Source organism: Planomonospora parontospora (assembly GCA_014647935.1).
Taxonomy (GTDB): domain Bacteria; phylum Actinomycetota; class Actinomycetes; order Streptosporangiales; family Streptosporangiaceae; genus Planomonospora; species Planomonospora parontospora.
The window spans coordinates 292,068-315,115 of record BMQD01000003.1 but is presented as its reverse complement, the minus strand read 5'-3'; the positions used below and the strand labels follow the sequence as shown (position 1 = coordinate 315,115).

Annotated in this window: 23 protein-coding genes; 9 read left to right on the top strand and 14 right to left on the bottom strand. The window is 72.6% G+C overall.

Annotated features, from left to right (window positions below; all coding sequences use genetic code 11):
• Positions 1 to 96: 96 nt before the first annotated feature.
• From nagA to IEZ07_RS06880, 3 genes are all read left to right on the top strand, one after another.
• On the top strand, positions 97 to 1,230 hold the full coding sequence (gene nagA, locus IEZ07_RS06890; protein ID WP_191893975.1) for an N-acetylglucosamine-6-phosphate deacetylase: 1,134 nt from the start codon (positions 97 to 99) through the stop codon (positions 1,228 to 1,230).
• Complete coding sequence (locus IEZ07_RS06885) at positions 1,230 to 2,258, top strand: 1-phosphofructokinase family hexose kinase (RefSeq protein WP_191893974.1); 1,029 nt, start codon at positions 1,230 to 1,232, stop codon at positions 2,256 to 2,258. The genes nagA and IEZ07_RS06885 overlap by 1 nt, the downstream gene beginning before the upstream one ends.
• Positions 2,259 to 2,423: 165 nt before the next feature.
• Positions 2,424 to 3,248 (top strand): class II fructose-bisphosphate aldolase, encoded by an 825-nt coding sequence (locus IEZ07_RS06880; RefSeq protein ID WP_068896593.1) that lies wholly within the window; start codon positions 2,424 to 2,426, stop codon positions 3,246 to 3,248.
• Positions 3,249 to 3,438: 190 nt separating this feature from the next.
• On the opposite strand, the gene IEZ07_RS06875 is transcribed toward IEZ07_RS06880, so the two are convergent.
• Positions 3,439 to 4,545 carry a GuaB3 family IMP dehydrogenase-related protein gene (locus IEZ07_RS06875; protein ID WP_068896592.1) on the bottom strand — a complete coding sequence of 369 codons (1,107 nt, stop codon included), beginning with the start codon at positions 4,543 to 4,545 and terminating at the stop codon, positions 3,439 to 3,441.
• Positions 4,546 to 4,642: 97 nt separating this feature from the next.
• Entirely contained in the window at positions 4,643 to 6,124 is a 1,482-nt protein-coding gene (guaB, locus tag IEZ07_RS06870) for an IMP dehydrogenase (protein ID WP_068896591.1), read from the bottom strand.
• A gap of 579 nt (positions 6,125 to 6,703) precedes the next feature.
• Between guaB and IEZ07_RS06865 the strand changes: the two genes are divergently transcribed.
• Both IEZ07_RS06865 and IEZ07_RS06860 read left to right on the top strand, forming a co-directional pair.
• Positions 6,704 to 7,738 (top strand): helix-turn-helix transcriptional regulator, encoded by a 1,035-nt coding sequence (locus IEZ07_RS06865; RefSeq protein WP_068896590.1) that lies wholly within the window; start codon positions 6,704 to 6,706, stop codon positions 7,736 to 7,738.
• A gap of 16 nt (positions 7,739 to 7,754) precedes the next feature.
• Positions 7,755 to 8,132: a DUF5319 family protein gene (locus IEZ07_RS06860; protein ID WP_191893973.1), complete on the top strand. Its 378-nt coding sequence runs from the start codon at positions 7,755 to 7,757 to the stop codon at positions 8,130 to 8,132.
• On the opposite strand, the gene IEZ07_RS06855 is transcribed toward IEZ07_RS06860, so the two are convergent.
• From IEZ07_RS06855 to groES, 4 genes are all read right to left on the bottom strand, one after another.
• Positions 8,093 to 8,254, bottom strand: coding sequence for a hypothetical protein (locus IEZ07_RS06855; RefSeq protein WP_191893972.1), 162 nt, complete (start codon positions 8,252 to 8,254; stop codon positions 8,093 to 8,095). The genes IEZ07_RS06860 and IEZ07_RS06855 overlap by 40 nt on opposite strands.
• A 56-nt stretch (positions 8,255 to 8,310) precedes the next feature.
• Positions 8,311 to 8,850, bottom strand: a complete 540-nt coding sequence (locus tag IEZ07_RS06850; protein ID WP_230881286.1) for a sigma-70 family RNA polymerase sigma factor — start codon at positions 8,848 to 8,850, stop codon at positions 8,311 to 8,313.
• Between the two features lie 373 nt (positions 8,851 to 9,223).
• Positions 9,224 to 10,846, bottom strand: a complete 1,623-nt coding sequence (gene groL / locus IEZ07_RS06845; protein ID WP_068896588.1) for a chaperonin GroEL — start codon at positions 10,844 to 10,846, stop codon at positions 9,224 to 9,226.
• A 92-nt stretch (positions 10,847 to 10,938) separates the two neighbouring features.
• Positions 10,939 to 11,250: a co-chaperone GroES gene (groES, locus tag IEZ07_RS06840; RefSeq protein ID WP_068896587.1), complete on the bottom strand. Its 312-nt coding sequence runs from the start codon at positions 11,248 to 11,250 to the stop codon at positions 10,939 to 10,941.
• A gap of 799 nt (positions 11,251 to 12,049) precedes the next feature.
• On the opposite strand from groES, the gene IEZ07_RS06835 reads away from it, so the two are divergent.
• From IEZ07_RS06835 to IEZ07_RS06825, 3 genes are all read left to right on the top strand, one after another.
• Positions 12,050 to 12,748 carry a Uma2 family endonuclease gene (locus IEZ07_RS06835; RefSeq protein ID WP_191893971.1) on the top strand — a complete coding sequence of 233 codons (699 nt, stop codon included), beginning with the start codon at positions 12,050 to 12,052 and terminating at the stop codon, positions 12,746 to 12,748.
• 45 nt (positions 12,749 to 12,793) lie between these two features.
• Positions 12,794 to 13,960, top strand: coding sequence for a class I SAM-dependent methyltransferase (locus IEZ07_RS06830; RefSeq protein WP_191893970.1), 1,167 nt, complete (start codon positions 12,794 to 12,796; stop codon positions 13,958 to 13,960).
• 191 nt (positions 13,961 to 14,151) lie between these two features.
• Positions 14,152 to 15,690 (top strand): coiled-coil domain-containing protein, encoded by a 1,539-nt coding sequence (locus IEZ07_RS06825; protein WP_191893969.1) that lies wholly within the window; start codon positions 14,152 to 14,154, stop codon positions 15,688 to 15,690.
• 123 nt (positions 15,691 to 15,813) lie between these two features.
• Here IEZ07_RS06825 and IEZ07_RS06820 read toward each other — a convergent pair whose 3' ends face one another.
• Positions 15,814 to 16,320: a MarR family winged helix-turn-helix transcriptional regulator gene (locus IEZ07_RS06820; RefSeq protein ID WP_191893968.1), complete on the bottom strand. Its 507-nt coding sequence runs from the start codon at positions 16,318 to 16,320 to the stop codon at positions 15,814 to 15,816.
• A 106-nt stretch (positions 16,321 to 16,426) separates the two neighbouring features.
• On the opposite strand from IEZ07_RS06820, the gene IEZ07_RS06815 reads away from it, so the two are divergent.
• On the top strand, positions 16,427 to 17,503 hold the full coding sequence (locus tag IEZ07_RS06815; protein ID WP_191893967.1) for an alkene reductase: 1,077 nt from the start codon (positions 16,427 to 16,429) through the stop codon (positions 17,501 to 17,503).
• 91 nt (positions 17,504 to 17,594) lie between these two features.
• On the opposite strand, the gene tsaD is transcribed toward IEZ07_RS06815, so the two are convergent.
• The 7 genes from tsaD to IEZ07_RS06780 all read right to left on the bottom strand — a co-directional run bounded on the left by tsaD (position 17,595) and on the right by IEZ07_RS06780 (position 23,043).
• On the bottom strand, positions 17,595 to 18,626 hold the full coding sequence (gene tsaD, locus IEZ07_RS06810) for a tRNA (adenosine(37)-N6)-threonylcarbamoyltransferase complex transferase subunit TsaD (RefSeq protein ID WP_191893966.1): 1,032 nt from the start codon (positions 18,624 to 18,626) through the stop codon (positions 17,595 to 17,597).
• Entirely contained in the window at positions 18,619 to 19,188 is a 570-nt protein-coding gene (gene rimI / locus IEZ07_RS06805; protein WP_373868843.1) for a ribosomal protein S18-alanine N-acetyltransferase, read from the bottom strand. Before rimI ends, tsaD begins: the two co-directional genes overlap by 8 nt.
• Positions 19,185 to 19,868 carry a tRNA (adenosine(37)-N6)-threonylcarbamoyltransferase complex dimerization subunit type 1 TsaB gene (gene tsaB / locus IEZ07_RS06800; RefSeq protein ID WP_191894100.1) on the bottom strand — a complete coding sequence of 228 codons (684 nt, stop codon included), beginning with the start codon at positions 19,866 to 19,868 and terminating at the stop codon, positions 19,185 to 19,187. Before tsaB ends, rimI begins: the two co-directional genes overlap by 4 nt.
• A gap of 156 nt (positions 19,869 to 20,024) precedes the next feature.
• Complete coding sequence (locus IEZ07_RS06795; RefSeq protein WP_191893965.1) at positions 20,025 to 20,591, bottom strand: class F sortase; 567 nt, start codon at positions 20,589 to 20,591, stop codon at positions 20,025 to 20,027.
• Between the two features lie 6 nt (positions 20,592 to 20,597).
• Positions 20,598 to 21,248, bottom strand: a complete 651-nt coding sequence (locus tag IEZ07_RS06790) for a hypothetical protein (protein WP_153054173.1) — start codon at positions 21,246 to 21,248, stop codon at positions 20,598 to 20,600.
• Between the two features lie 112 nt (positions 21,249 to 21,360).
• Complete coding sequence (gene tsaE, locus IEZ07_RS06785) at positions 21,361 to 21,816, bottom strand: tRNA (adenosine(37)-N6)-threonylcarbamoyltransferase complex ATPase subunit type 1 TsaE (RefSeq protein ID WP_191893964.1); 456 nt, start codon at positions 21,814 to 21,816, stop codon at positions 21,361 to 21,363.
• Positions 21,817 to 21,969: 153 nt separating this feature from the next.
• Positions 21,970 to 23,043 carry an alpha/beta fold hydrolase gene (locus tag IEZ07_RS06780; RefSeq protein ID WP_068896578.1) on the bottom strand — a complete coding sequence of 358 codons (1,074 nt, stop codon included), beginning with the start codon at positions 23,041 to 23,043 and terminating at the stop codon, positions 21,970 to 21,972.
• Positions 23,044 to 23,048 lie beyond the last annotated feature (5 nt).

Below are 23,048 nucleotides of genomic sequence, written 5' to 3'. Positions count from 1 at the left end.
GGCGCTCTCCCGGCCTCCACCCCCGCCGCGGCCGGCCTCGCCACCGCCGATCCCGCAGCGACCGCCCCCTCCGCGCAGGCGGGAGAGGATGGGGCCATGAGCCTCACACTCGCCGACGCCCGCGTCGTCACCCCCGACGGTGTCCACGACGGCTGGCTGACCATCGAAGACGGCCGCATCACCCACGTCGGCCGGGGGAGCGCGCCCGGGCCGGGCCGCAGCCTCGGCGGCCGCTACGTCGTGCCCGGTTTCGTCGACATCCACAACCACGGCGGGGCGGGCGGCTCCTTCCCCGCGGGCGACCCCGAGCAGGCCGTCCGGATCGCGGCCCTGCACGCCCGGCACGGCACCACCACGCTCATGGCCAGCCTGGTCACGGCCTCCCCCGAACACCTGGCCCGGGCCGCCTCCGCCCTGGCCGACCTGTGCGAGGACGGCCTGCTGGCCGGGATCCACTTCGAGGGCCCCTACATCTCCAAGGCCCGCTGCGGCGCGCACAACCCCGCCCTGCTGCGCGAGCCCTCCCCCGGGGAGCTCCTCGGCCTGCTCAAGGCGGGGCGCGGGCACGTGCGCATGCTCACCATCGCCGCCGAGCTGCCGGGCGCGCTGGACACCATCCGGGAGGCCGTCGCCAACGACGTGATCGCCGCCCTCGGGCACAGCGACGCCGACTACGGGCGGACCCTCGCCGGGATCGACGCGGGCGCCCGCGTCGCGACCCACCTCTACAACGCGATGCCCCCGCTGGGCCACCGCGACCCCGGACCGGTCGCCGCCCTGCTGCAGGACGAGCGGGTCACGGTGGAGCTGGTCAACGACGGCGTGCACGTGCACCCCGCCATGCTCCGCCTGGCCTGCCGGGCCGCCGGGCCGGGCCGTACCGCGCTCGTCACCGACGCGATGGCGGCGGCCGGGGCCGGGGACGGGACCTACGACCTGGGCCCGCTCAAGGTCGAGGTGGTGGACGGCGTCGCCCGCCTGGCGGGGGGCGGCTCCATCGCGGGCTCCACCCTGACCATGGACGCCGCCTTCCGGCGCGCCGTCCGCGAGCTCGGCCTGTCCCTGCCCGAGGCCGCCGAGGTCACCTCCCTCACCCCCGCCCGGGTCCTAGGCCTCGACGACCGCCTCGGCTCCGTCACCGCCGGCAAGCGGGCCGACCTGGTGGTCCTCGACGGTGACCTGGAGGTCGCCGGCGTCATGAAGCACGGAAGCTGGATCACGGAACCCTGATGCGCCCCGCCCCTCCCCCCGCCCCAGGCCCGATCCTCACCGTCACCCTGAACCTGGCCCTCGACGTGACCTACACCGCCGACGGCGTCGACTGGGACGGCGTCAACCGGGTGCGGGCCGTGCACCGCAGGGCGGGAGGCAAGGGGGTCAACGTCGCCCGGGTCCTCGCCGGGCTCGGCCGCGACGTCCTGGTCACCGGCCTTTCCGGCGGTTCCAACGGCCGGGCCGCCGAGGCCGACCTCGCCGGGGCCGGGCTCCCCGCCGCACTCACCCGCATCGGCGGGGAGTCCCGCGCCACCCTCGCGGTCTGCGACCTGCACCCGTCCGGGCCGCGGCGCACGGCCCTGTTCAACGAGCCGGGGCCCGTCGTGTCGGGCGGGGAGGTGGCGGCGTTCCTCGCCGGCTTCGAGGCCCGTCTCGGCACCGCCGCGGCCGTGGTGGTCTCGGGGAGCCTGCCGCCCGGCGTCCCCGCCGGCTTCTACGCCGTCCTCGCCTCCCGCGCCCGCGCCCGCGGTGTCCCGGTCATCGTGGACGCCGACGGCGAGGCGCTCCGGCACGCCCCGGCCGGCCGGCCCTCGATCGTCAAGCCCAACGCCGAGGAGCTCGCCCGCGCCCTCGCCGCGCCGTCCGGCGGCGGACCCGCCCGGCGGGGGACGGCCTCCCGGCCGGAGGACCGCGCGGGCAGGCGCTCCGGGGATGTGCTCGGCGGCGCCGAGGCGCTCCGGGAGGCGGGGGCCGGGGCGGTCGTCGTCTCCCTGGGGGCCGGCGGGCTGCTGGCCGTGACCTCCGAGGGCTCCTGGCGGGCCGCCATGCCGTACCGGGTGGAGGGGAACCCGACCGGGGCCGGCGACGCCCTGGTCGCCGGGCTGGCCCTGGGCCTGGTCGAGGGCTCCTCCTGGCCCGACCGGCTGCGCCGTGCCGCGGCGCTGGGCGCGGCGGCGGTGGCGGCTCCGGTCGCCGGGGAGATCGATGCGGACGTGTTCCGGGAGGTCCATCCCCTGATCCGGGTCGAGACCGCAGACCCGTAGCCACACCTCCGATTCCTGTCCCGGACCTCCGCACCCGCCCCGATCCCGATCCCGGACCCGCCCCGGACCCGTGCGGGCCCCGGACCCGGACCTCCGCACCCGTGCGGGCCCCGGCTCGCCGGGGTCGGCCCGAAAGCACCCCGTCACCCCTGAAAGGCCCCGCCCATGCCCCTCGTCGGAATCGGCGACATCATCCGCGACGCCCCGGCGGGCGTCGGCGCCTTCAACGTCGTCCAACTGGAGCACGCCGAGGCGATCGCCGCCGGGGCCGAGCGCGCCGGAGCACCGGTCGTGCTGCAGATCAGCGAGAACTGCGTGCGCTACCACGGCGCCCTCGCCCCCGTGGCCGCCGCCTCGCTGGCCGTCGCCCGGGCCTCCTCGGTGCCCGTGGCCGTCCACCTCGACCACGCGTGCGACCGCGCGCTGGTCGAGGAGGCCGTGGAGCTGGGCATCGGGTCGGTCATGTTCGACGCCTCCGCGCTGCCCGACGAGGAGAACGCGGCGCTCACCGCGGAGGTCGCCGCCTGGTGCCACCGGCGGGGCGTGTGGGTGGAGGCCGAGCTCGGCGAGATCGGCGGGAAGGACGGCGTGCACGCGCCCGGGGCGCGGACCAGGCCGCACGAGGCCGCCGGCTACGTCGCCCGCACCGGCGTCGACGCCCTCGCCGTCGCCGTCGGCAGCTCCCACGCCATGACGACGCGCGACGCCGTGCTCGACCTCGCCCTGATCGCCGAGCTGCGCGCCGCCGTCCCGGTCCCGCTCGTGCTGCACGGCTCGTCCGGCGTGCCGGACGACACCCTGCGCGCCGCCGTACGGCACGGCATGAAGAAGATCAACATCGCCACCCACCTGAACAGGGCATTCACCCGGGCGATCCGCGACCGCCTGGCCGCCGCCCCGGAGGCGGTCGACCCCCGCACCTACGTGAGGGCGGGCCGCGACGCCGTCGCCGCCGAGGTCGCCCACCTCCTCGGCGTGCTCGGCGGCTGACCCGCCGCCGGCACGCGGCTCGGGACGGAGCCACCGGGAGAGGCGTACGGCCCGGCCGGGACCGTACGGCTCAAGAGCGGCCGAGGCCGTACGGCCCAAGCCGATGCGGCCCCGGCGCGGGCGGTGCACCCCTGAGGACGGCGGAGGGGCCCGGCCCGCACGGGCACCGGGATCCCCCACCGCCGCCGGGTCAGCGCTGCGGGGCGACGACGACCTCGACCCGCTGGAACTCCTTCAGGTCGGAGTAGCCGGCGGTGGCCATGGTGCGTCGGAGCGCGCCCATCAGGTTCATCGAGCCGTCGGCCACCGAGGAGGGGCCGTGCAGGATCTGCGCGAGTGTGCCGACCGTGCCGAACTCGACCCGCTTGCCGCGCGGCAGCTCCGGGTGCTGGGCCTCGGAGCCCCAGTGGAACCCCCGGCCGGGCGCCTCGACGGCGCGGGCCAGCGGCGAGCCGACCATGACCGCGTCGGCGCCGCAGGCGATGGCCTTGGCGATGTCGCCGGAGGTGCCCATGCCGCCGTCCGCGATGACGTGGACGTACCGGCCGCCGGACTCGTCCATGTAGTCGCGGCGCGCCGCGGCCACGTCCGAGATCGCGGTGGCCATCGGCACCGCCACGCCCAGCACCGTGCGGGTGGTGTGCGAGGCGCCGCCGCCGAAGCCGACGAGCACGCCGGCCGCGCCGGTCCGCATCAGGTGCAGCGCCGCGGTGTAGGTGGCGCAGCCGCCGACGATCACCGGGACGTCGAGCTCGTAGATGAACTGCTTGAGGTTGAGCGGCTCGGCCCGGCCCGAGACGTGCTCGGCCGAGACCGTGGTGCCGCGGATCACGAAGATGTCCGCGCCCGCGTCGATGACGGCCTTGTGGTACTGGACCGTGCGCTGCGGGGAGAGCCGGGCCGCCGTGGTGACCCCGGCCGCGCGGATCTCCTCGATCCGGCGGCCGATCAGCTCCTCCTTGATCGGCTCCTCGTAGATCTTCTGGAGGCGCTTGGTCGCCGGTTCGCCCTTGAGTTCGGCCACCTCCTCCAGCAGCGGCATCGGGTCCTCGTAACGGGTCCACAGACCCTCCAGGTCCAGCACCGCCAGACCGCCGTGCCGGCCCACCTCGATCGCGGTCTGCGGCGAGACCACACTGTCCATGGGGCTCACCACGAGGGGCAGCTCGAACCGGTAGGCGTCGATCTGCCAGGCGATCGAGACCTCCTCGGGGTCGCGGGTCCGCCGGGAGGGGACGATGCCGATCTCGTCCAGCGCGTAGGCACGGCGTCCGTTCTTGCCGCGGCCGATCTCCACCTGAGTCATGTTCCGTATCTTTCCCATCTCACGCGCGTACGGCCCACGCCTCCCGGCGTGGGCCGTACCTGTGTCCGACCGGCCCGCACGCCGATGTTCAGCGGCGGTGGTAGTTCGGCGCCTCGACCGTCATCTGGATGTCGTGCGGGTGGCTCTCCTTGAGTCCCGCGGCGGTGATCGGCATGAGTTCGCACCTGTCGTGCATCTCGGCGATCGTGCGGCACCCGGAGTACCACATGCCCTGGCGCAGGCCGCCGACGAGCTGGTGGGCGACCGCGGAGACCGGGCCGCGGTAGGGTACCTGGCCCTCGATGCCCTCGGGGATGTACTTGTCCTCGCCGCCGACGTCGGCCTGGGCGTAGCGGTCCTTGCTGAAGGACGCCCCGCCGCGCTCGCGGTTGCGGACCGCGCCGAGCGAGCCCATGCCCCGGTAGGACTTGAACTGCTTGCCGTTGATGAAGATCAGCTCGCCCGGGGACTCCTCGCAGCCCGCCAGCAGCGAGCCCAGCATCACCGTGTCGGCGCCGGCCGCGATGGCCTTGACGATGTCGCCGGAGTACTGCAGGCCGCCGTCGCCGATCACCGGCACCCCGGCCGGGCCGCAGGCCAGCGAGGCCTCGTGGATGGCGGTCACCTGCGGGGCACCGACCCCGGCGACCACGCGGGTGGTGCAGATGGAGCCGGGGCCCACCCCGACCTTGACCGCGTCGGCGCCGGCGTCGATCAGCATCTGGGCGCCCGCCCGGGTGGCGATGTTCCCGCCGATCACGTCGACCCGGCTGTTGGCCTTGATCTTCGCGATCATGTCGGCGAGGCCCTTGGAGTGGCCGTGCGCCACGTCCACGATGATCACGTCGACGCCGGCCTCGATCAGCGCCGCCGCCCGCTGCTCGGCGTCACCGCCGACGCCGATGGCCGCCCCCACGACGAGCCGGCCGTCGGCGTCCTTGGTGGCGAGCGGGTACTGCTCGCTCTTGGTGAAGTCCTTGACCGTGATCAGGCCGTGCAGCCGCCCGGCCGCGTCGACCAGCGGGAGCTTCTCGATCTTGTTCTTCCGCAGCAGCGCGAACGCGTCGTCCCTGGAGACCCCCACCGGCGCGGTGACCAACGGCATCGCGGTCATGACCTCGCGCACCGGCCGGCTGTGGTCGGTCTCGAAGCGCATGTCCCGGTTGGTGACGATGCCGACCAGCACGCCGTTCACATCCGTCACCGGGACGCCGGAGATCCGGTAGGTCGCGCAGAGGCGCTCGACGTCGGCGAGCGTGTCGTCCGGCGAGCAGGTGATCGGGTTGGTGACCATCCCGGCCTCGGACCGCTTGACGAGATCGGCCTGCCCGGCCTGGTCCTCGACGGACAGGTTGCGGTGCAGGATGCCGATGCCGCCCTGACGGGCCATGGCCACCGCCATGCGCGCCTCGGTGACCGTGTCCATCGCGGCGGAGACGAGCGGGATGCGCAGGGTGATCCCGCGCGAGAGGCGGGTGGTGGTGTCCGCCTCGCCCGGCTGCAGGTCGGAGTAGGCGGGGACGAGGAGCACGTCGTCAAACGTCAGCCCCGGCTCGGTGAACTTGGCCATCATTCTCCTGGCGAGGGACTGCCGGGGTCGTCCGGCAGGGGAATCGCTTCCCTTTGCGGTTCTGGCGGTCGGAACGGTCAGGGCGCGAGGACGCGGCCGTCACCGGCCTTCCTCAGGGGCGGCGGGGTGGCCGCCTCCCGCTCCTGGAGCGGGGGAGCCGCCTGCGACCCTCCGGCCACGACGCGCTCTGTGGGAATCCCGGGTGGAGAAAGCCGCCCCCGGCACAGTTTAGGGTCTGCCCCCCGGAGCGCCGAACGGCAGGGGGAGGCGGGACGGAGCGGACGGCCGGATACGCCGCGGGAGGCCGAGCGGTCGGTGACCCGCTCGGCCTCCCGTCACCGGCAGCGTCGCGATGCGCCCGGATGCCGCCGGACCCCCCTCCGTGTCCGAGCGGCGGAGCGCCTCGCCCGCGGTGCCGACGCCATGTCATGGTCGCCCCGCCTTCCACCGCGCGCAATGGTCGAAGCTGCAACTGCACGAAGCTGCACCCGGATCCGCCGATCGCGCCAAGGCCCGGACAGGAGCGGGACGCCGGGTTATCCTCTCGACACGTCCTGTTCATCCCAGGAGCCCCCGTCGATGCCTGCCGACACCTCCGACCCGCTCGCCGCCCTGGGCCTGACCCCCGCCCAGACCGCGCTGTACGACGCGGTGCTCCGCCTGCACCGCGCCACCTGCGCCAAGCTGGCCGAGGCCATCGGCGACCCCCCCGAGTCGCTGCACCGCGAGCTGACCACCCTGGTACGGCTGGGCGTGGTCGACGAGCAGGCCGGGGAGTACCTCGCGCGGCACCCGGCCGCGGCCCTCGGCCGCCTGATCGCCGACCGGCTGGACCACCTCGCCGAGGAGAGCCGCAGGATCGACTCGGTGCTGGGCTCGATCCGCCACCTCATCCACCAGTACGACGCCGGCCGCGACCAGCAGACCGGGCAGTTCCCGGTCGAGCTGGTCGGCGGGGCCTACGAGCTCTACGAGAGCGTGATCGGCATGGCGGTCCAGGCTCCCCCGCTGCGGCTGCTCACCGCCGTCCCGGACCGGCGGACGATGAGCGACTTCACCCAGCGCTACGCCGACCAGTGGATCGCGGCCCAGCACCGGGGCCTGCTCTCCTGCCGCGCCCTCATCCCGGCGGACCTGCTGCAGATGCCCGGCCTGCCGGAGAAGCTCGCCCGGTTCGAGCGCGCCGGGGCGCGGATCCGGACCGTCGGCTCGGTGCCGAGCTGGTTCCTCGTCGCCGGGGACGACGTGGCGGGCCTGCCCGCCCGGTGGGGCGGCGCCCTGGCCGAGAGCGCCTACCGCTTCCACCTGGTCCGCGCCTCGGTCGTGGTGGCCGCGCTGCGCACGCTGTTCGAGGAGCTGTGGGCGCGGGCCTCGCCCCTGCCGTGGGCGCACGCCGACGACGGCGTGGTCCGGGTGCTCCGGCTGGCCTCGCAGGGCGTGGGCGACGAGGCGATCGCCCGGCAGCTCGGTGTCTCGGTCCGGACCGTCCGCGCCCGCTTCGCCGACGCGATGGCCCGGCTGGGCGCGCAGTCCCGTTTCCAGGCGGGCGTGGAGGCGGCGCGCAGGGGGTGGCTCGCGGAACGCCCGGGTTCGCACCCTGCCCGGCACCCCTAGGCCATAAAGTGGAACCGTGCTGGAAGACGTCCCTCGCGACCCGTTCGCGGACGACCCCGACGACCCGGCCGCCGCGCTGGGTGATTCCGACGCCCCCGAGCCCCTGACGCCCGCCGAGCGCGACGAGGCGGTCACCGATCTCGCCGACGTGGAGGTCTTCCGCTCCCTGCTCGAACCCCAGGGGGTCTTCGGACTGGTCCTCGACTGCCCGGAGTGCGGCGACCAGCACTATTTCAACTGGGAGCTGCTCCGCGGAAACCTGCGCCAGATGATCGACAACGGCAAGCCGCAGGTGCACGAGCCCGCCTACGAGCCCAACCCCACCGACTACGTGAGCTGGGACTACGCCCAGGGCTACGCCGACGGCGTGATCGACACCGAGGAGAGGCGCTGACCGGCGGCGAGGTCGTGGTCGACGTCCTCGATCAGCGCTGACAGCAGCCGGACGACGTCGTCGGCCACCGGGACGGGCTCCCTCCGGGAGAGCGACTGCAGGAGGGCCTCGGTCCCGGCCACGGCCGGATCCCCGTCCGGCCCGTATCTCCTGGCCGGGCGCCGCGGATGAACCGTGGTCAAGCTATCGACTCCAGCTCGGCCAGTGCCCGCAGCCTGGCGAGCGCACGATGCTGGGCGACGCGAACCGCACCGGGTGACATACCGAGTACATTACCCGTCTCCTCGGCCGACAGCCCCGACACCACCCTGAGCATCAGCAGCTCGCGCTGGTTGTCCGGGAGGCGGGAGAGCAGCCGGCGCGCGTGCTCGGCCTCGATGTAGCGCACCACGGTCTCCTCCGGGCCCGGGCCCTCGTCGGGCCCGTCGGGGAGGTCCTGGGTCGGCACGGCCGAGCGTACCGAGCTGCGCAGCGCGTCGGCCACCTTGTGGGAGGCGATGCCGAAGACGAAGGACGCGAACGGGCGCCCCATGTCGCGGTAGCGGGGCAGGGCGGACAGGACGGCGATGCACACTTCCTGGGCCACGTCGTCCGCAATGTGATATTGGCCGGAAACCCGGCCGAGGCGGGCGCGGCAATAGCGCACCACCATCGGGCGCAACTGCGCGAGCAAGGATTCGATCGCGGTGCGATCCCCCTGAACGGCGAGGCTCGTCAGATCCTTGAGATCGTCTTTGTGGACGACCCCGTCAGATCTCGTCGCAAGCCTTACCCCACTCTTGGCGTCGGCGACGCATCCCTCGGTCACGTAGGCATGATGCCCGCACTGATCGGACCTGTCGTCATGGCAAACGGCTACGGATTGGTCACATTGAGGCGGCGGCAGCGAACGGTAATCAACCGGCTACACTGAGATTTTTCACCTCGCCGGAAATTTCTATGGATTGCCAAATATGTCGGTTATTCGTTATATGGCCCGCAAGCCGTAACACCGGCCGTGCCGGACGCTTTGCCGCACTTTCGGATTTCCCCGGAAAACGTACGGCCCGCACCCCGGGAGGGGTGCGGGCCGTACCGGGTCCTGACGGAGATCAGTGGCCGTGGCCGTGACCGTGGCCGTGACCGCCGGCGGCCGGGGCCTCCTCCTCGGGCTTGTCCACCACGAGGGCCTCGGTCGTCAGCAGCATGCCGGCGATGGAGGCCGCGTTCTGGACGGCCGAGCGGGTGACCTTGACCGGGTCGATGACGCCCTGGGCGATCAGGTCGCCGTACTCGCCGGTGGCGGCGTTGAGGCCGTGGCCGACGGAGAGCTCGGTGACCTTGGAGGTCACGACGTAGCCCTCGAGGCCGGCGTTCTCGGCGATCCAGCGGGCCGGCTCGATGAGCGCCTTGCGGACCACCGCGACACCGGTCGCCTCGTCGCCGGTGAGGTCCAGGTCGCCCAGGACCTTGGCGACGTGCACGAGCGCGGAGCCACCGCCGGAGACGATGCCCTCCTCGATCGCGGCGCGGGTCGCGGAGATGGCGTCCTCGAGGCGGTGCTTCTTCTCCTTGAGCTCCACCTCGGTGGCCGCGCCGACCTTCAGCACGCAGACGCCGCCGGAGAGCTTCGCGAGGCGCTCCTGGAGCTTCTCGCGGTCCCAGTCGGAGTCGGACTGCTCGATGGCGAGCTTGATCTCCTTGACGCGGTCCGCGATCGCCTGCGCGTCACCGGCGCCGTCCACGATCGTGGTGTTGTCCTTGGTGATCACGACGCGGCGGGCGGTGCCGAGCACCTCGGTGCCGACGTGCTCCAGCTTGAGGCCGACCTCCTCGCTGACGACCTGGCCGCCGGTGAGGATGGCCATGTCCTGCAGCATCGCCTTGCGGCGGTCGCCGAAGCCCGGCGCCTTGACGGCGACGGAGGTGAAGGTGCCGCGGATCTTGTTCGTCACCAGGACCGCGAGGGCCTCGCCCTCGACGTCCTCGGAGATGACGAGCAGCGGCTTCTTCGTCTGGGCGACCTTCTCCAGCAGCGGCAGGAAGTCCGCGACGGAGGTGATCTTGGCCTGGTGGATCAGGATGAAGGGGTCCTCCAGGACCGCTTCCATCCGCTCCTGGTCGGTCACCATGTAGGGCGACAGGTAACCCTTGTCGAACTGCAGGCCCTCGGTGAACTCCAGCTCCATGCCCATGGAGTTGGACTCCTCGACGGTGATGACACCGTCCTTGCCCACCTTGTCGAACGCCTCGGCGATCAGCTCGCCGATCTTGGCGTCCTGCGCGGAGATCGTCGCGACGTGCGCGATCTCCTTCTTGTCCGCGACCGGGCGGGCGGACTCGATCAGCTTGTCGCTGACGGTCCTGGCCGCGAGGTCGATGCCGCGCTTGAGGGAGAGCGGCTGGGCCCCGGCGGCGACGTTGCGCAGACCCTCGCGGACCATCGCCTGGGCCAGGACGGTCGCGGTGGTCGTGCCGTCACCGGCGATGTCGTTGGTCTTGGTGGCGACCTCCTTGGCCAGCTGGGCGCCGAGGTTCTCGTACGGCCCCTCCAGCTCGACCTCACGCGCGATGGTGACACCGTCGTTGGTGATGGTCGGCGCACCGAACTTCTTGTCGATGACGACGTTGCGGCCACGCGGGCCGAGGGTCACCTTGACGGCGTCCGCCAGGGCGTTCACACCACGCTCGAGAGCGCGGCGCGCGTCCTCCTCGAAAGACAGGATCTTCGGCATGACAGTCCTCTCTGAAAGCACGTCGGCGCATCAAAGCCCCGGGCGCGGAGAGCGACCCGGGGCTCGATACGTCATCTCAGGTGAAGCGTGAACTACTTCTCGATGATCGCGAGCACGTCACGGGCGGAGAGCACGAGGTACTCCTCGCCGCCGTACTTCACCTCGGTGCCGCCGTACTTGCTGTAGAGAACGATGTCGCCCTCGCTCACGTCGAGCGGGATGCGCTTCTCGCCCTCCTCGTCCCAGTTGCCCGGACCCACCGCGAGGACCTTGCCCTCCTGCGGCTTCTCCTTGGCGGTGTCCGGGATGACCAGACCGGAAGCGGTGGTCTGCTCTGCCTCGAGCGGCTGGACCACGATGCGGTCGCCGAGCGGCTTAACGGGAACCTTGGTGGCGGTCGTCACGTCGGACCTCCCCTTCAGATATGAATGATCTAGAAGAGGCGACCAGCGGTCTGCCGTCGCGGGTGCCAGACCTGACCTCGTCGCATGGATTGGCACTCTCAAGGGGAGAGTGCCAATACGGAACAGTATGCAAGGAGGCCTTGACAGTCAACACGAACCGCCCTGTCTGCGCTTCGGGCGAACGCCGCCGCCCTCCCGGCGCCCCGCGACCGGCGGTTCCACCCGTCCGGGCCGGCGGCTCCTCCGCCCGCACCGGCGACTCCCCGTCCGCGCCGGTCTCCTCCCCGCATCGCGGACGAACCCCTCCCCCGCACCCGCGCATCGCGCCGTCCCGCCATCCGCCATCGGGCTGCATCCCCGAACGACGCCCCCGGAGAAATCGCGGACGGAAAACACACCTCCCTTATCCGCCCCCACAATCACCGGGCGGCCGGTTCACACATATGAAACACACGCGAACACCGGTCATCGGTCGGCGTACGGACTCACACACTTCTCCCTGCAATAGGCATCCTCGGGCCGCACGACCCCCGAGTTTTCCTCCGGAACGGCAAAGATTCGACAAGATGAAACGATCCCGGAGTCGGCCCGAACCCTCCACGGGCGAATTCCCGAGGCACCGCGGAGGTCCGACGCCCGGTCCGCACGGAACCCGGAGCCGCTCTCGTTCCGGCACGACTCACATCATGACAAAGACAGGCATATCCGCATCATGAAACCCGCCACCGCCCCTGACCGCGCCGCCCGGATCGGGGGAACATACGGGGAGACGACCGGGCACCGACGGGAATGTGACCTGATGACCACGAACGGCAACGGGGAAGACGCTACGGTGAACGACATGACCGGCACGATGAGCGACGCGTTGGCCACGGTACGCGACGCCGACTACCTGCTCGCCGACTGGCCGTACCCCCCGCCCGGCGGCTGGACTGCCGATGACCTCGACAACCTCCCCCAGGACGGGCCCAACGGCGAGCCGGGCTTCTTCAGACGCGTCGAACTCCTCGATGGAGCACTCATCTTCATGTCCCCCCAGAAGCGCTTCCACGAACGGCTGATCCGCGGGCTCACCGACCGCCTCGACGCCCAGGCTCCGGAGCACCTCGCCGCGGTCAGCCAGATGGACATAAAGATCAACAAGTTCCAGCGGCCCTGTCCGGACGTACTGGTGATCGATGCCCGCGTGGCCGATGACAACAGCCGGACGTCCTACACCCCCGCCGAAGTCCACCTGGCGGTCGAAGTGGTCTCACCCGAGTCGAAGTTCCGCGATCGCAAGATCAAGCCGGAACGCTACGCGGCGGCAGGAATCACCCATTTCTGGCTCATCGAAGATGAGAGCGACAAGCCGGTCGTGTACGTGTACGAGCTCGACCCCACCACCCAGTCGTACGTCCCCACCGGCATCCATCATGGTCGGCTCTCCCTCGAAGTGCCCTTTCCCATCGATGTCGACCTGGTCGGCCTGCTGAGCCGGGGCGGCGCCTCCGGGTGATCGGTCGCGTCTCCCCGCGGGCACGAGGCGGTAGCGTCGGGCGGCGTGGACCTTGACGCATTCCGTGAGCTGCTGACGCCGCGCGGCCAGGAGGCCCTGGAGGCCGCGGCCGAGCTCGCCGGGGACGACCCCGTGGCGGCCGTGACCCGGCTCAGGAAGACCTACGACGCCGATCTCACCTCGGCGGCGCTCGGCCAGGCCGTGCTCAGGCGGCGGGCCCGGGAGAAGTTCGGCGCCGACGCCGACCTGATGTACTTCACCCCCCACGGCCTGGAGCAGGCCACCCGCCGCGAGGTCGCCGACCACCGCGCCCGGCGGATCCCCGCGGGCTCCCGGGTCGCCGACGTCTGCTGCGGCATCGGCGGCGACCTGCTCGCCCTGGCCAGGGCGGGCTGCACGGTGGAGGCCGTGGACGCCGACCCGCTCACCGCCGCCGTCGCCCGGGCCAACGCCGACGCCCTGGGGTTCGGCGACCGCGTCACGGTCCGCGCGGCCGGCGCCGACACGGTCGACCCGGCCGCCTTCGACGTGCTGTTCGCCGACCCGGCCCGCCGTACGGCGCGCGGCAGGACCTTCGACCCCCTGGCCTACTCCCCGGCCTGGCCCGAGGTGCTCCGGATGGTCGCCGCGGCCCGGGCGGCCTGCCTGAAGGTGGCCCCCGGCATCCCGTACGAGTTCATCCCCGCCGGGGCCGAGGCCGAGTGGGTCTCCCACCGGGGCGAGGTCAAGGAGGCCGTGATCTGGGCGGGCGCGCTGGCCGGCGGGGTGGAGCGGCGGGCCACGATGCTGCCGTCCGGCCTGACGATGACGCCCGGCGCCGGCCTCGGCCCGGCGGAGGTCGGCCCCATCGGCCGCTACGTCTACGAGCCGGACGGCGCGGCGATCCGGTCCCACCTCGTCGCGGAGGTCGCCGCGCTGGTCGGCGGGCGCCTGATCGACCCGCACATCGCCTACATCACCTCCGACGTCCTCGCGGATACCCCGTGGGCGTCCCGCTACGAGGTGCACGAGGTGCTGCCGTTCTCGCTCAAGCGGCTGCGGGCGGCGCTCCGGGAGCGCGGCGTCGGGAACGTGACGATCAAGAAACGTGGATCCGCGGTCGACGTCGAGCGGCTCCGGAAAGACCTCCGCCTTTCCGGAAAGAAATTCACAACGGTTATTCTCACCCGAGTCATCGACAGACCTTTTGTCCTTGTTTGCGACCCGTGCTGATCTGCCCGGAACCGTAAATCCGGGAAATCCGTCGACAATCGCGATCTTTTAAAGCCGGATTCGAAAAACCTTGATCCAGACGCTATCGTTGCGCCCCGGGAGTCGTTCCCGTCAGCGGTTCGACCGCGTTTAACAACAGCCGGACCAATCCCACCGCGCGGCTGGCCGTCGGCGAGTGAAGGAGCTTTTCGGTGGATCACTCCAATCAGACCCTGCTGCAGGCCGGCGGCCAGACCGCCATCTCCGACCGGATGCGGGAGCTCCTCGCCCGCGCCGCCCAGGACCACGTCTACGAGCAGCGCACGCAGGGTGCGGTGCTGGACGAGATCCGCCAGCGGCTCGAAGGCATGGAGTGGCTGCTGCGCGAGGTCAGGGAACGCGAGCTCGGCGGGCTGAACGGCACGCTGGAATCCGTCCACGGTCGCCTGGACGACATCGCCGTACGGCCTCCGACCTGGGCGGAGGGACTCGCCCAGCACGTCGAGGCGGTCCGCGACCACGTCGACGCCGTCGGCGAGCGCGTCGGCTCGGTGGGGCAGCGGATCGACTCCGTGAGCCAGCGCGTCGACACCGTCGGGGAGCGGGTCACCCCCGTCGAGGAGCTGCCGAGCCTCTGGGCCGACCTCGGCACCGTCGGCGAGAACATGGACGAGGCGCTCACCCGCCTCCAGTCGGTCCTCGACGGCACCAGGGGCGTCGGCGACCGGATGGACGAGTTCGCCGGGCGCCTCGGCCAGTTCCAGGAGAACATGGAGGCCGCGGCCGGCCGGTTCACCCGCCTGGACAAGTCGCTCACCGAGCTCTCCCAGCGCACCGAGCGCGTGGAGAACGGCCTGGCCGAGCTCGCGGCGGGGGTGCGGGAGTCCGTGGACGCCGCCGTCGGCCGCCTTCTCGACGCGATCGGGCAGGTGAGCGGGAAGGTCGAGCAGGCGGTGGTCCGGGTGGACGACCGGGTGGACGGCGTCGAGAGCCGCATCGACCGGGTCGATACCCGCCTGACCTCGGTGGACGGCCGCCTGGAGACCGCCGACGGCCGCCTGGCCGACATCGGCGACCACCTGGCGGCGGTGGACGGCCGCCTGGTCTCACTGGACGGCCGCCTGGCGTCGGTGGACGGCCGCCTGGAGACCACCGACGGCTGCCTGGCCGACATCGACGGCCGGATGAGCGGCGTCGAGACCCGTCTGGGCGGTGTGGACTCCCGCATCACCTCGGTGGACGCCCGGATCGGCGAGACCGGCACCCGCCACGACGGCCGGCTGGACGGCCTCGACGAGCGCCTCGACGAGATCGAGGGCCGCGTCACGAGCCGGATCGACGTCGTCGACGCCCGCCTGTGCGCGCTGGACAGCCGCGCGGAGAAGGCCGGCGAGCAGCTGGAGGCCGTCGACGACCACGTCGAGGCCGTCAACCAGCGGGTCAGCCAGCTCCCCGCCACCCTCAACATCAGCGAGGTCCACAAGCGCGTCGGCGAGCTCATCTCCGCCCAGACCGACGGGCAGGAGCAGCGCTTCGACACCCTGGACGAGCGCCTGGCGCAGGCCGAGGCCGCCCTCGCCCCGCTGGCCGACATGCTCCGCGCCCAGCCCGACCGCGAGCAGCTCGCCGAGGCCCTCGGCGAGATCGTGGACCCCGTCCGCACCGACCTCACCCGCCGCCTCGGCGCGCTGGAGGAGACCATGCTCGCCCTGGCCGAGGCGCTCCTGCGGCCCACCCGCACGAAGGACTGACGTCCGGGTACGGCTTTTCAGGCCCCGGTCCTCACGGTGGAGGACCGGGGCCTTCCGCTGCCGGAGCCCGGAGCCCGGAGCCGCCGTCGGCGAGCCCGCAGGAGGAAGCGCGGAGAGCCCGCGTCAGAGGGCGCAGGACCCGTCGCCGGACATCGCCTCGGGGCAGACGTTCTCCCGCACCGTGTCCAGCAGCGAGAGCAGCGTCTCGACCTGTTCGGGGGTCAGCCCGCGGGTCATCCGGCGGTGGAGCTCCGCCGCGACCCGCTCCACCTCGGGACGGAGGGCGTCACCCGCCGGCGTCGTGCTCACGATGCTGATGCGGCGGTTGGCGGGGCACGGGCTCCGGCTGACGAACCCGCTCCGCTCCAGGCGCTGCAGCATCTTGGTCATCGTGGACACGTCGATGCCGAGGATCCTGGCCAGCGCGTTCTGCGACTGCGGCCCGTTCTCCCACAGGGCGCTCAGGGCGCGGTCCTGCCCCGGGTAGAGGTCGATCTCCGCCAGCAGCGCGGCGAGCAGCACCCGGTGGCCCCGCGCCGTCTGAGCCATCATGCAGCTCAGCCCGTCGAGGCCCTCCGCGCCGTACGCCGTCGGGTGGACCGCCCCCTCCACCGTCATCGGCTCCGCCATGTCGCCCCTCCCTTTCCCGGATCAGCCTACCGCTTGCATATTGGTCGACCAAGTTGTAGAACTAACCATTGGTCGGCCAAGTTGGTCGCCCAAGAAAGGAAGAGCCATGCCGTTCAGCGCCTTCGAACTCGGTCGCCTCCAGTTGCCCAGCCGCCTGGTGATGGCCCCCATGACCCGGTCCCGGGCCTATGTGGACGGGATCCCGTCCTCCCTCACCGCGCTCTACTACGCCCAGCGCGCGTCGGCCGGTCTGATCGTCACGGAGGGGATCCAGCCGAGCCCGGCCGGCAAGGGCTACATGGACACGCCGGGGCTGCACACCGACGAGCAGGTCGCGGGCTGGCGCGAGGTGACCGACGCCGTCCACGCGGCGGGCGGGCGGATCTTCGCCCAGCTCATGCACGCCGGCCGGATCGGCCACCCCGACAACACCGGCGCGCTCCCCGTCGCGCCCTCGGCCGTACCGGCCGCGGAGCAGATCTTCACCCCGAACGGCATGCAGGACCTCCCCGTCCCGGTGGAGCTGACCACCGCCGAGGTCGAGGCGACCGTACAGGACTTCGCGGACGCCGCCCGGCGGGCCGTGGACGCCGGTTTCGACGGGGTCGAGCTGCACGGCGCCAACGGCTATCTCATCCACCAGTTCCTGTCGCAGAACGCCAACCTGCGCGACGACCGCTTCGGCGGATCCGTCGAGGGCAGGATCCGGTTCGCCGTGGAGACCGCCCGGGCGGTCGTGGAGGCGATCGGCGCGGACCGCGTCGGCATCCGCATCTCCCCCGCCACCGGCGTCCAGGGCATCGTGGAGGACGACGCCCACGTGGTCTACCCGGCGCTGCTGTCCGCCCTGGCCGAACTCGATCTCGTCTACGTGCACCATCTGGCGGGCGGTTCCGAGGAGATCGACGGGCGGATCCGCGGCCTCTGGCCGAACACGCTCATCGTCAACGACCCCTCGGCCGCCCACCCGGCCGAGGCCGCGGACCGGTGGCTGGGTCGGGGCGCGGACCTGGTGGCGCTGGGCAAGTACTTCCTGGCCAACCCTGACCTGCCGCTCCGCCTCCGTCTGGGCGCACCGCTCAACGAGCCCGACTTCAGCACGGCCTTCGGCGGCGACCACCGCGGCTACACCGACTACCCCGCGCTCTCCCTCCACCCGGCCGGCGAGCCCGCCCTCGGCTGAGAGCGGTCCCGGCTCCGGGAACGGCCGGGAATCGGGACGGGTGGCCGATCGGCTCGGTCACGGGCGAGTGGCTCAGACGTGGACGGGCGGCTCAGACGTGGACGGTGGTGATCGGCAGGGAGGAGTCGGCCGGGATGTCCAGCAAGGAGGGGGACACCCCGGCGGCGACCAGGTCCGAACCCAGAGCCGCCACCATGGCGCCATTGTCGGTGCACAGGCCGGGACGGGGGACGCGCACCCGGACCCCCGCCGCCTCGCAGCGCTCCTGGGCCAGCGCCCGCAGCCGCGAGTTGGCCGCCACGCCGCCGCCGATCAGCAGGTCGGAGACCCCGTGCTCCCGGCAGGCCGCCAGGGCCTTGCGGGTCAGCACGTCGACCACGGCCTCCTGGAAGGAGGCCGCCACGTCGGGCACATGGACCGGCTCACCGGCCTTCTCCCTGGCCTCGACCCACCGGGCCACGGCGGTCTTCAGGCCGGAGAACGAGAAGTCCAGGGTCCCGTCGTCGTACTTGCCCCGGGGGAACGCCACGGCCGTGCCGGAGCCCTCCCGGGCCACCCTGTCGATGTGCGGTCCGCCCGGGAAGGGCAGGCCGAGGACCCGGGCCACCTTGTCGAACGCCTCACCGGCGGCGTCGTCCACCGTGGAGCCGAGCGGGATCACCTCCCGCGCCACGTCCGGCACCAGCAGCAGCGAGGAGTGCCCGCCCGAGACGAGCATCGCGATGCACGGCTTGGGCAGGGCGCCGTGTTCGAGCTGGTCCACGGCCACGTGGGCGGCCAGGTGGTTCACCCCGTAGAGCGGCACGCCCATGCCCAGCGCGTAGGCCTTCGCCGCCGCCACGCCCACGAGCAGCGCCCCGGCCAGGCCGGGACCGGCGGTCACGGCGACCGCGTCGATGTCGGACAGGCGCAGGCCGGACTGCTCCAGGGCCCGCTCGACGGTCGGCGCCATCGCCTCCAGGTGCGCGCGGGAGGCCACCTCGGGGACGACTCCGCCGAAGCGGGCGTGCTCCTCGACGCTGGACGCGATCGTGTTGGCCAGCAGGGTGTGGCCCCGCACGATGCCGACGCCGGTCTCGTCGCAGGAGGTCTCGATCCCCAGGACCAGAGGTTCGTCACGCATTGAGATCCTTCTTCATCATGATCGCGTCGGTGCCGTCGGAGTAGTAGCCCCGGCGCAGGCCGATGCGCTCGAAACCGAACCGGTCGTAGACCGCCTGGGCCTCCGGGTTGTCGGCGCGGACCTCCAGGAAGACCGAGCGGGCGCCCCGCCGTACGGCCTCCGCCAGCAGCTCGGCCAGCATGGCGCCGCCGATCCCGGCCCTGCGGTGGCCCGTGGCGACGGCGATGGTCTGCACGTCGGCCTGGTCCCCCGCGGCGGCCAGGCCCGCGTAGCCGACGATCCTGCCGCCGGCCAGGGCCACCACGTAGTGCCGGGTCCGGGGCTGGTCGGCCAGCTCACCGCGGAGCATGCCCTCGCTCCACGCGTCGGCGGGGAAGGTCTCCCGTTCGAGTTCCATCACCGCGGGCAGGTCGTCGGCGGTCATCCGCCGGAGCACCGCGCCCCCGGCGCCTACGGCGAACCCGGTGCCCTCGCCGCTCCCGGCGCCCCCGGCGCCTCCGGTGTCCTCGCCGCTCCCGATGTCCCCGCCGTGGGCCGCACCCGTGCCGCGCCCCTCGCTCACCTGGTGACCTTCTTCGGTGCGGAGGGCACCTGGGCGTCGGGACGGCGCAGGTAGATCGGACGGGGCGGGCTCAGCACCGGGTGCGTGCCGGCCGCCACGACCTCCGCCAGGTCCGGCTGCCCCAGCTGGGCGACGGCCAGCGCGGCCAGCGCCCCCGCACCGGGGTACTCGGGTGCGTCCGCCAGCCGGGAGGCGCCGACGACCTCGGCGTACATCCGCGCGCCGGCGCCGACGACCGGCAGGTCGCCGGGCAGGTCCTGGGGCTTGTCCACCGCGGGCCCGGACAACCGGGTCCGCGCGTCGGCGTAGTGGCCCCAGAAGACCTCCCTGCGCCGGGCGTCGGTGGCGACCAGGAACGGCTCGGACAGGCCGCTGCCGTAGGCGAGGGCGTCGAGCGTGCACACGCCGTACGCGGGCACCCCCAGGGCGGTGGCGAGGGCCTGGGCGGTCACCAGGCCGACCCGCAGGCCGGTGTACGGACCGGGGCCGGAGCCCGCCACGATCGTCGTGACGTCGGCGAGCGAGGCTCCGGCCTCCGCCATGACGCGTTCGATCGCGGGCACGAGCAGCTCGCCGTGGCGGCGCGCGTCCACGGTGGTCGACTCGGAGAGGACCCTCGTGCCGTCGTGCAGCGCTGCGGTGACGGCGGGGGTCGCGGTGTCAAAGGCCAGGACCAGCACGGTCGTCAAGCCTAGCCCGTCGTACGGCGCGGCCCGCACCGAAGACCGGATGCGGGCCCGCTGCCGGACCCCGGCGCGGGCCCGGCAGCGGCCCGTGCGCAGGTTCACGCGCAGGTCCGTGCGGAGGTGATCCGCCGGCGGGCCGCCCCTCCGGCGTCAGGCCCCGGGGTCGGCGGGCTTCACCAGGGTGGCGTAGACGATCACGTTGTCGGCGTACTCGTTCCGGTCCCAGTCGAACCGTCCGCCGCAGGTGATCAGGCGCAGGCCGTCCTCCACGTAGACCTTGTCCGCGGGGAAGTCGTTCTTGGAGACCTGCTCGATGGAGTCGACGCGGTACTGGGCGGTCCGGCCGTCGCTCCGCGCGACCTTGATGACCTGGCCCTCGCGCATGTTCTTGAGCTTGTAGAAGACGGCGGGGGCGTCCTTGGTGTCGACGTGCCCGAGGATGACCGCGGGCCCCTCGTCGCCGGGGACCGCGGTGCCGGTGACCCAGCCGGCGACGTCCGGCTTCTCGTACGGCGGCAGCTCGACCTCTCCGTCGGTCACGCCGAGCTTCATCAGCGGCGCCTTGACGCCGAGCGACGGGATCTCCAGGCGGCTGGGCACCACCTTGGCCCGCACCGGCTCGTCGTCCTCGGTGCCGCCCTTGCCGAACGCGACCATGACGGCGCCGGTGAGGACTCCGGCCACGATGATCCGTGACCAGCGGGGGGAATCGGCCATCGAGACCTACGAACGGCGGCGCCGCACGACCGCGAAGCCGACGCCGCCCGCCAGGGCCGCCGCCAGCAGCAGACCGGTGGTCCCCATCGGCATGCCCGAGTCGTCCGGTCCGCCGGCCGCGGTGCCGCCGCCGCCGGTGTGCGGGGCCTTGGTGCTGACGGGTTTGCGGGTCGTGGTCGGCTTGGCGCTGGGCGTGCTGTCCGCCACGATCCGCAGGTCGGCCGTACCGGTGTCGTTGGTCCCCTCGCACCGGGCGTTGACGTCGTAGACGCCGGGCTCGACGCCGTCGGCGATCGTGGCCTGCCCGCGGACCCAGGGGCGGGGCGTGGGCGTCGCGGTGCCCTCGGGGGCGGGGGTGGGCGTCACCAGGATGGGGTCGAGCGTGACGGGGGTGCGGAAGATCTCCGAGGAGGCGGTGCCGCGGTGCTCGGGGCCGCCCTGGGGGATCGGGCAGTTCGCCAGCACCCAGACCTTGTCACCCGCCTCGGCCCGGGCGGGCTGGAGCTGGATCTCGATGTCGACCCGGCCGGCCCCCGTCGCGGAGGCGGCGGGCGAGGAGGTCGCCGCGGCGTTCTCCGTCTCCGGCTCGGCCGTGCAGCCGGTCATCCCGATCAGGGCGATGGCCCCGAGAACAGCGACACGCTTGACCCTTGGCACCGTCGCACTCCACTCCGCAGTCCGGCCGACGACCCTCGGCTGACACGACTTCCCGCCTGTTCCCCATTAAACATGGGCAAGAGCGCCAGAGTCGATCATCGGACATGATGATCTATACCAAGTGGGAGGGAACCGTCTCCCAGCGGGCACCGATCCCGCGGAGCCGTACCGTGCGCTCGTCGTCCGCCTCCCCCCGGTCGATCCGGATCTCCAGCCGGTCCTCGGCGAGCCCCTCGACCAGGCCCTCGCCCCACTCGACGAGCGTGACCGAGTCCTCCAGCGAGGCGTCCAGGTCCAGGTCGTCGACCTCCAGGTCGCCGCCGAGCCGGTAGGCGTCCACGTGCACGAGGGCGGGGCCGTCCACCAGCGAGGGGTGCACCCGGGCGATCACGAAGGTCGGCGAGGTGATCGGGCCGCGCACCTTGAGCCCTTCGCCGATGCCCTGGACCAGGGTCGTCTTGCCCGCGCCCAGCGGGCCGGAGAGCACCGCCAGGTCCCCCGGCCGCAGCAGTCCGGCCAGCTCCGCGCCCAGCTCCCGCATCTCCTCGGCGGTCGCCACGATCCTCACCGCTCACTCCCCTCTGCTCATATCGCGCCTCTGCCCGTGCCGAGCCGCCGCCCATGTCGCGCCGCCGCCGGTGCGGAGCCGCCGCCCATGTCGCGCCGCCGCCCATCCGCGTCCGGCCGCTCCCCGGCGGGCCGGTCCCTCCCGGACCGGAGGCTACTGCTCCGCGGCGTCCTCGGCGTCCGCCGCCACCCGCTTCAGCAGGTCGCGCAGCGCGTCGTTGACCGCGCCCGGCCGCTCCAGCTGCACCAGGTGCGAACTGTCCGGCACCTCGGTGTACCATGCGCGAGGCAGGGCCGCGGCCATCGCCTTGCTGTGCTCCACCGGTGTCAGCCAGTCGCCGTCGCCGACCACGATGGAGGTCGGCACACCGTCCAGGACGCCCAGCGCGCTCAGTTTGTCGTGCGACATCAGCGCCGGATAGAAGTCCGCGATCACCTCGAAGGGCGTCGAGCGGATCATCGACTCGACGAAGTCGACCACGGTGGGGCTGACGTTCTCGGAGTCGCCGAAGCCCAGGTGGCGCAGGACCAGGAAGGCCACGTCACTGCCGGCCTGGCGGCCCTTGTCCACCAGTGAGCCCCGGCGGCCGAGCAGCGCCACCGTGCTCGGAGTGATCATGTGCACCGCCTTGGAGAGCAGCGCGGGCAGGCCCAGCGAGACCTCGGCCAGCTTGCCGGCGGAGGTGGAGATGAGCGACACGCCCTTGATCCGGTCGCCGAACAGCTCGGGATGCCGGTCCGCGAGCGCCATGATCGTCATGCCGCCCATGGAGTGGCCGACGAGCACGCACGGCCCCGGGGCCAGTTCCTGGACGACCTCGTACAGGTCCTCGCCCAGCCGGTCGATCGTGGAGTCGTCGACCCGGGTGCGCTGCGAACGCCCGTGGGAGCGCTGGTCCCACAGCACCAGGCGGTAGGAGTCGCGCAGGTCGCGGCGCTGGTAGTGCCAGGAGTCCAGGTTGAGCGTGTAACCGTGGCAGAGCACCACGGTCAGCGGGGCGTCCTCGGGTCCGTCGACCTCGGCGTGCAGGAAGACGCCGTCGGAGGTCGTGATCGTGACGGGTCTGCCGCGCAGCTCGCCCAGCGGCTCGCTCGCCTCCAGGTCGGGACGGAGCCTGATCCTGCCCACGGCGTACCGCTTGGCGAACGCGGCCGCCGCCACTCCGGCGGACGCCGCACCGAAGACCGCACTCGCGATCCCGACCCTGCGTCGTGTCGTGGTAGCCATCGCGC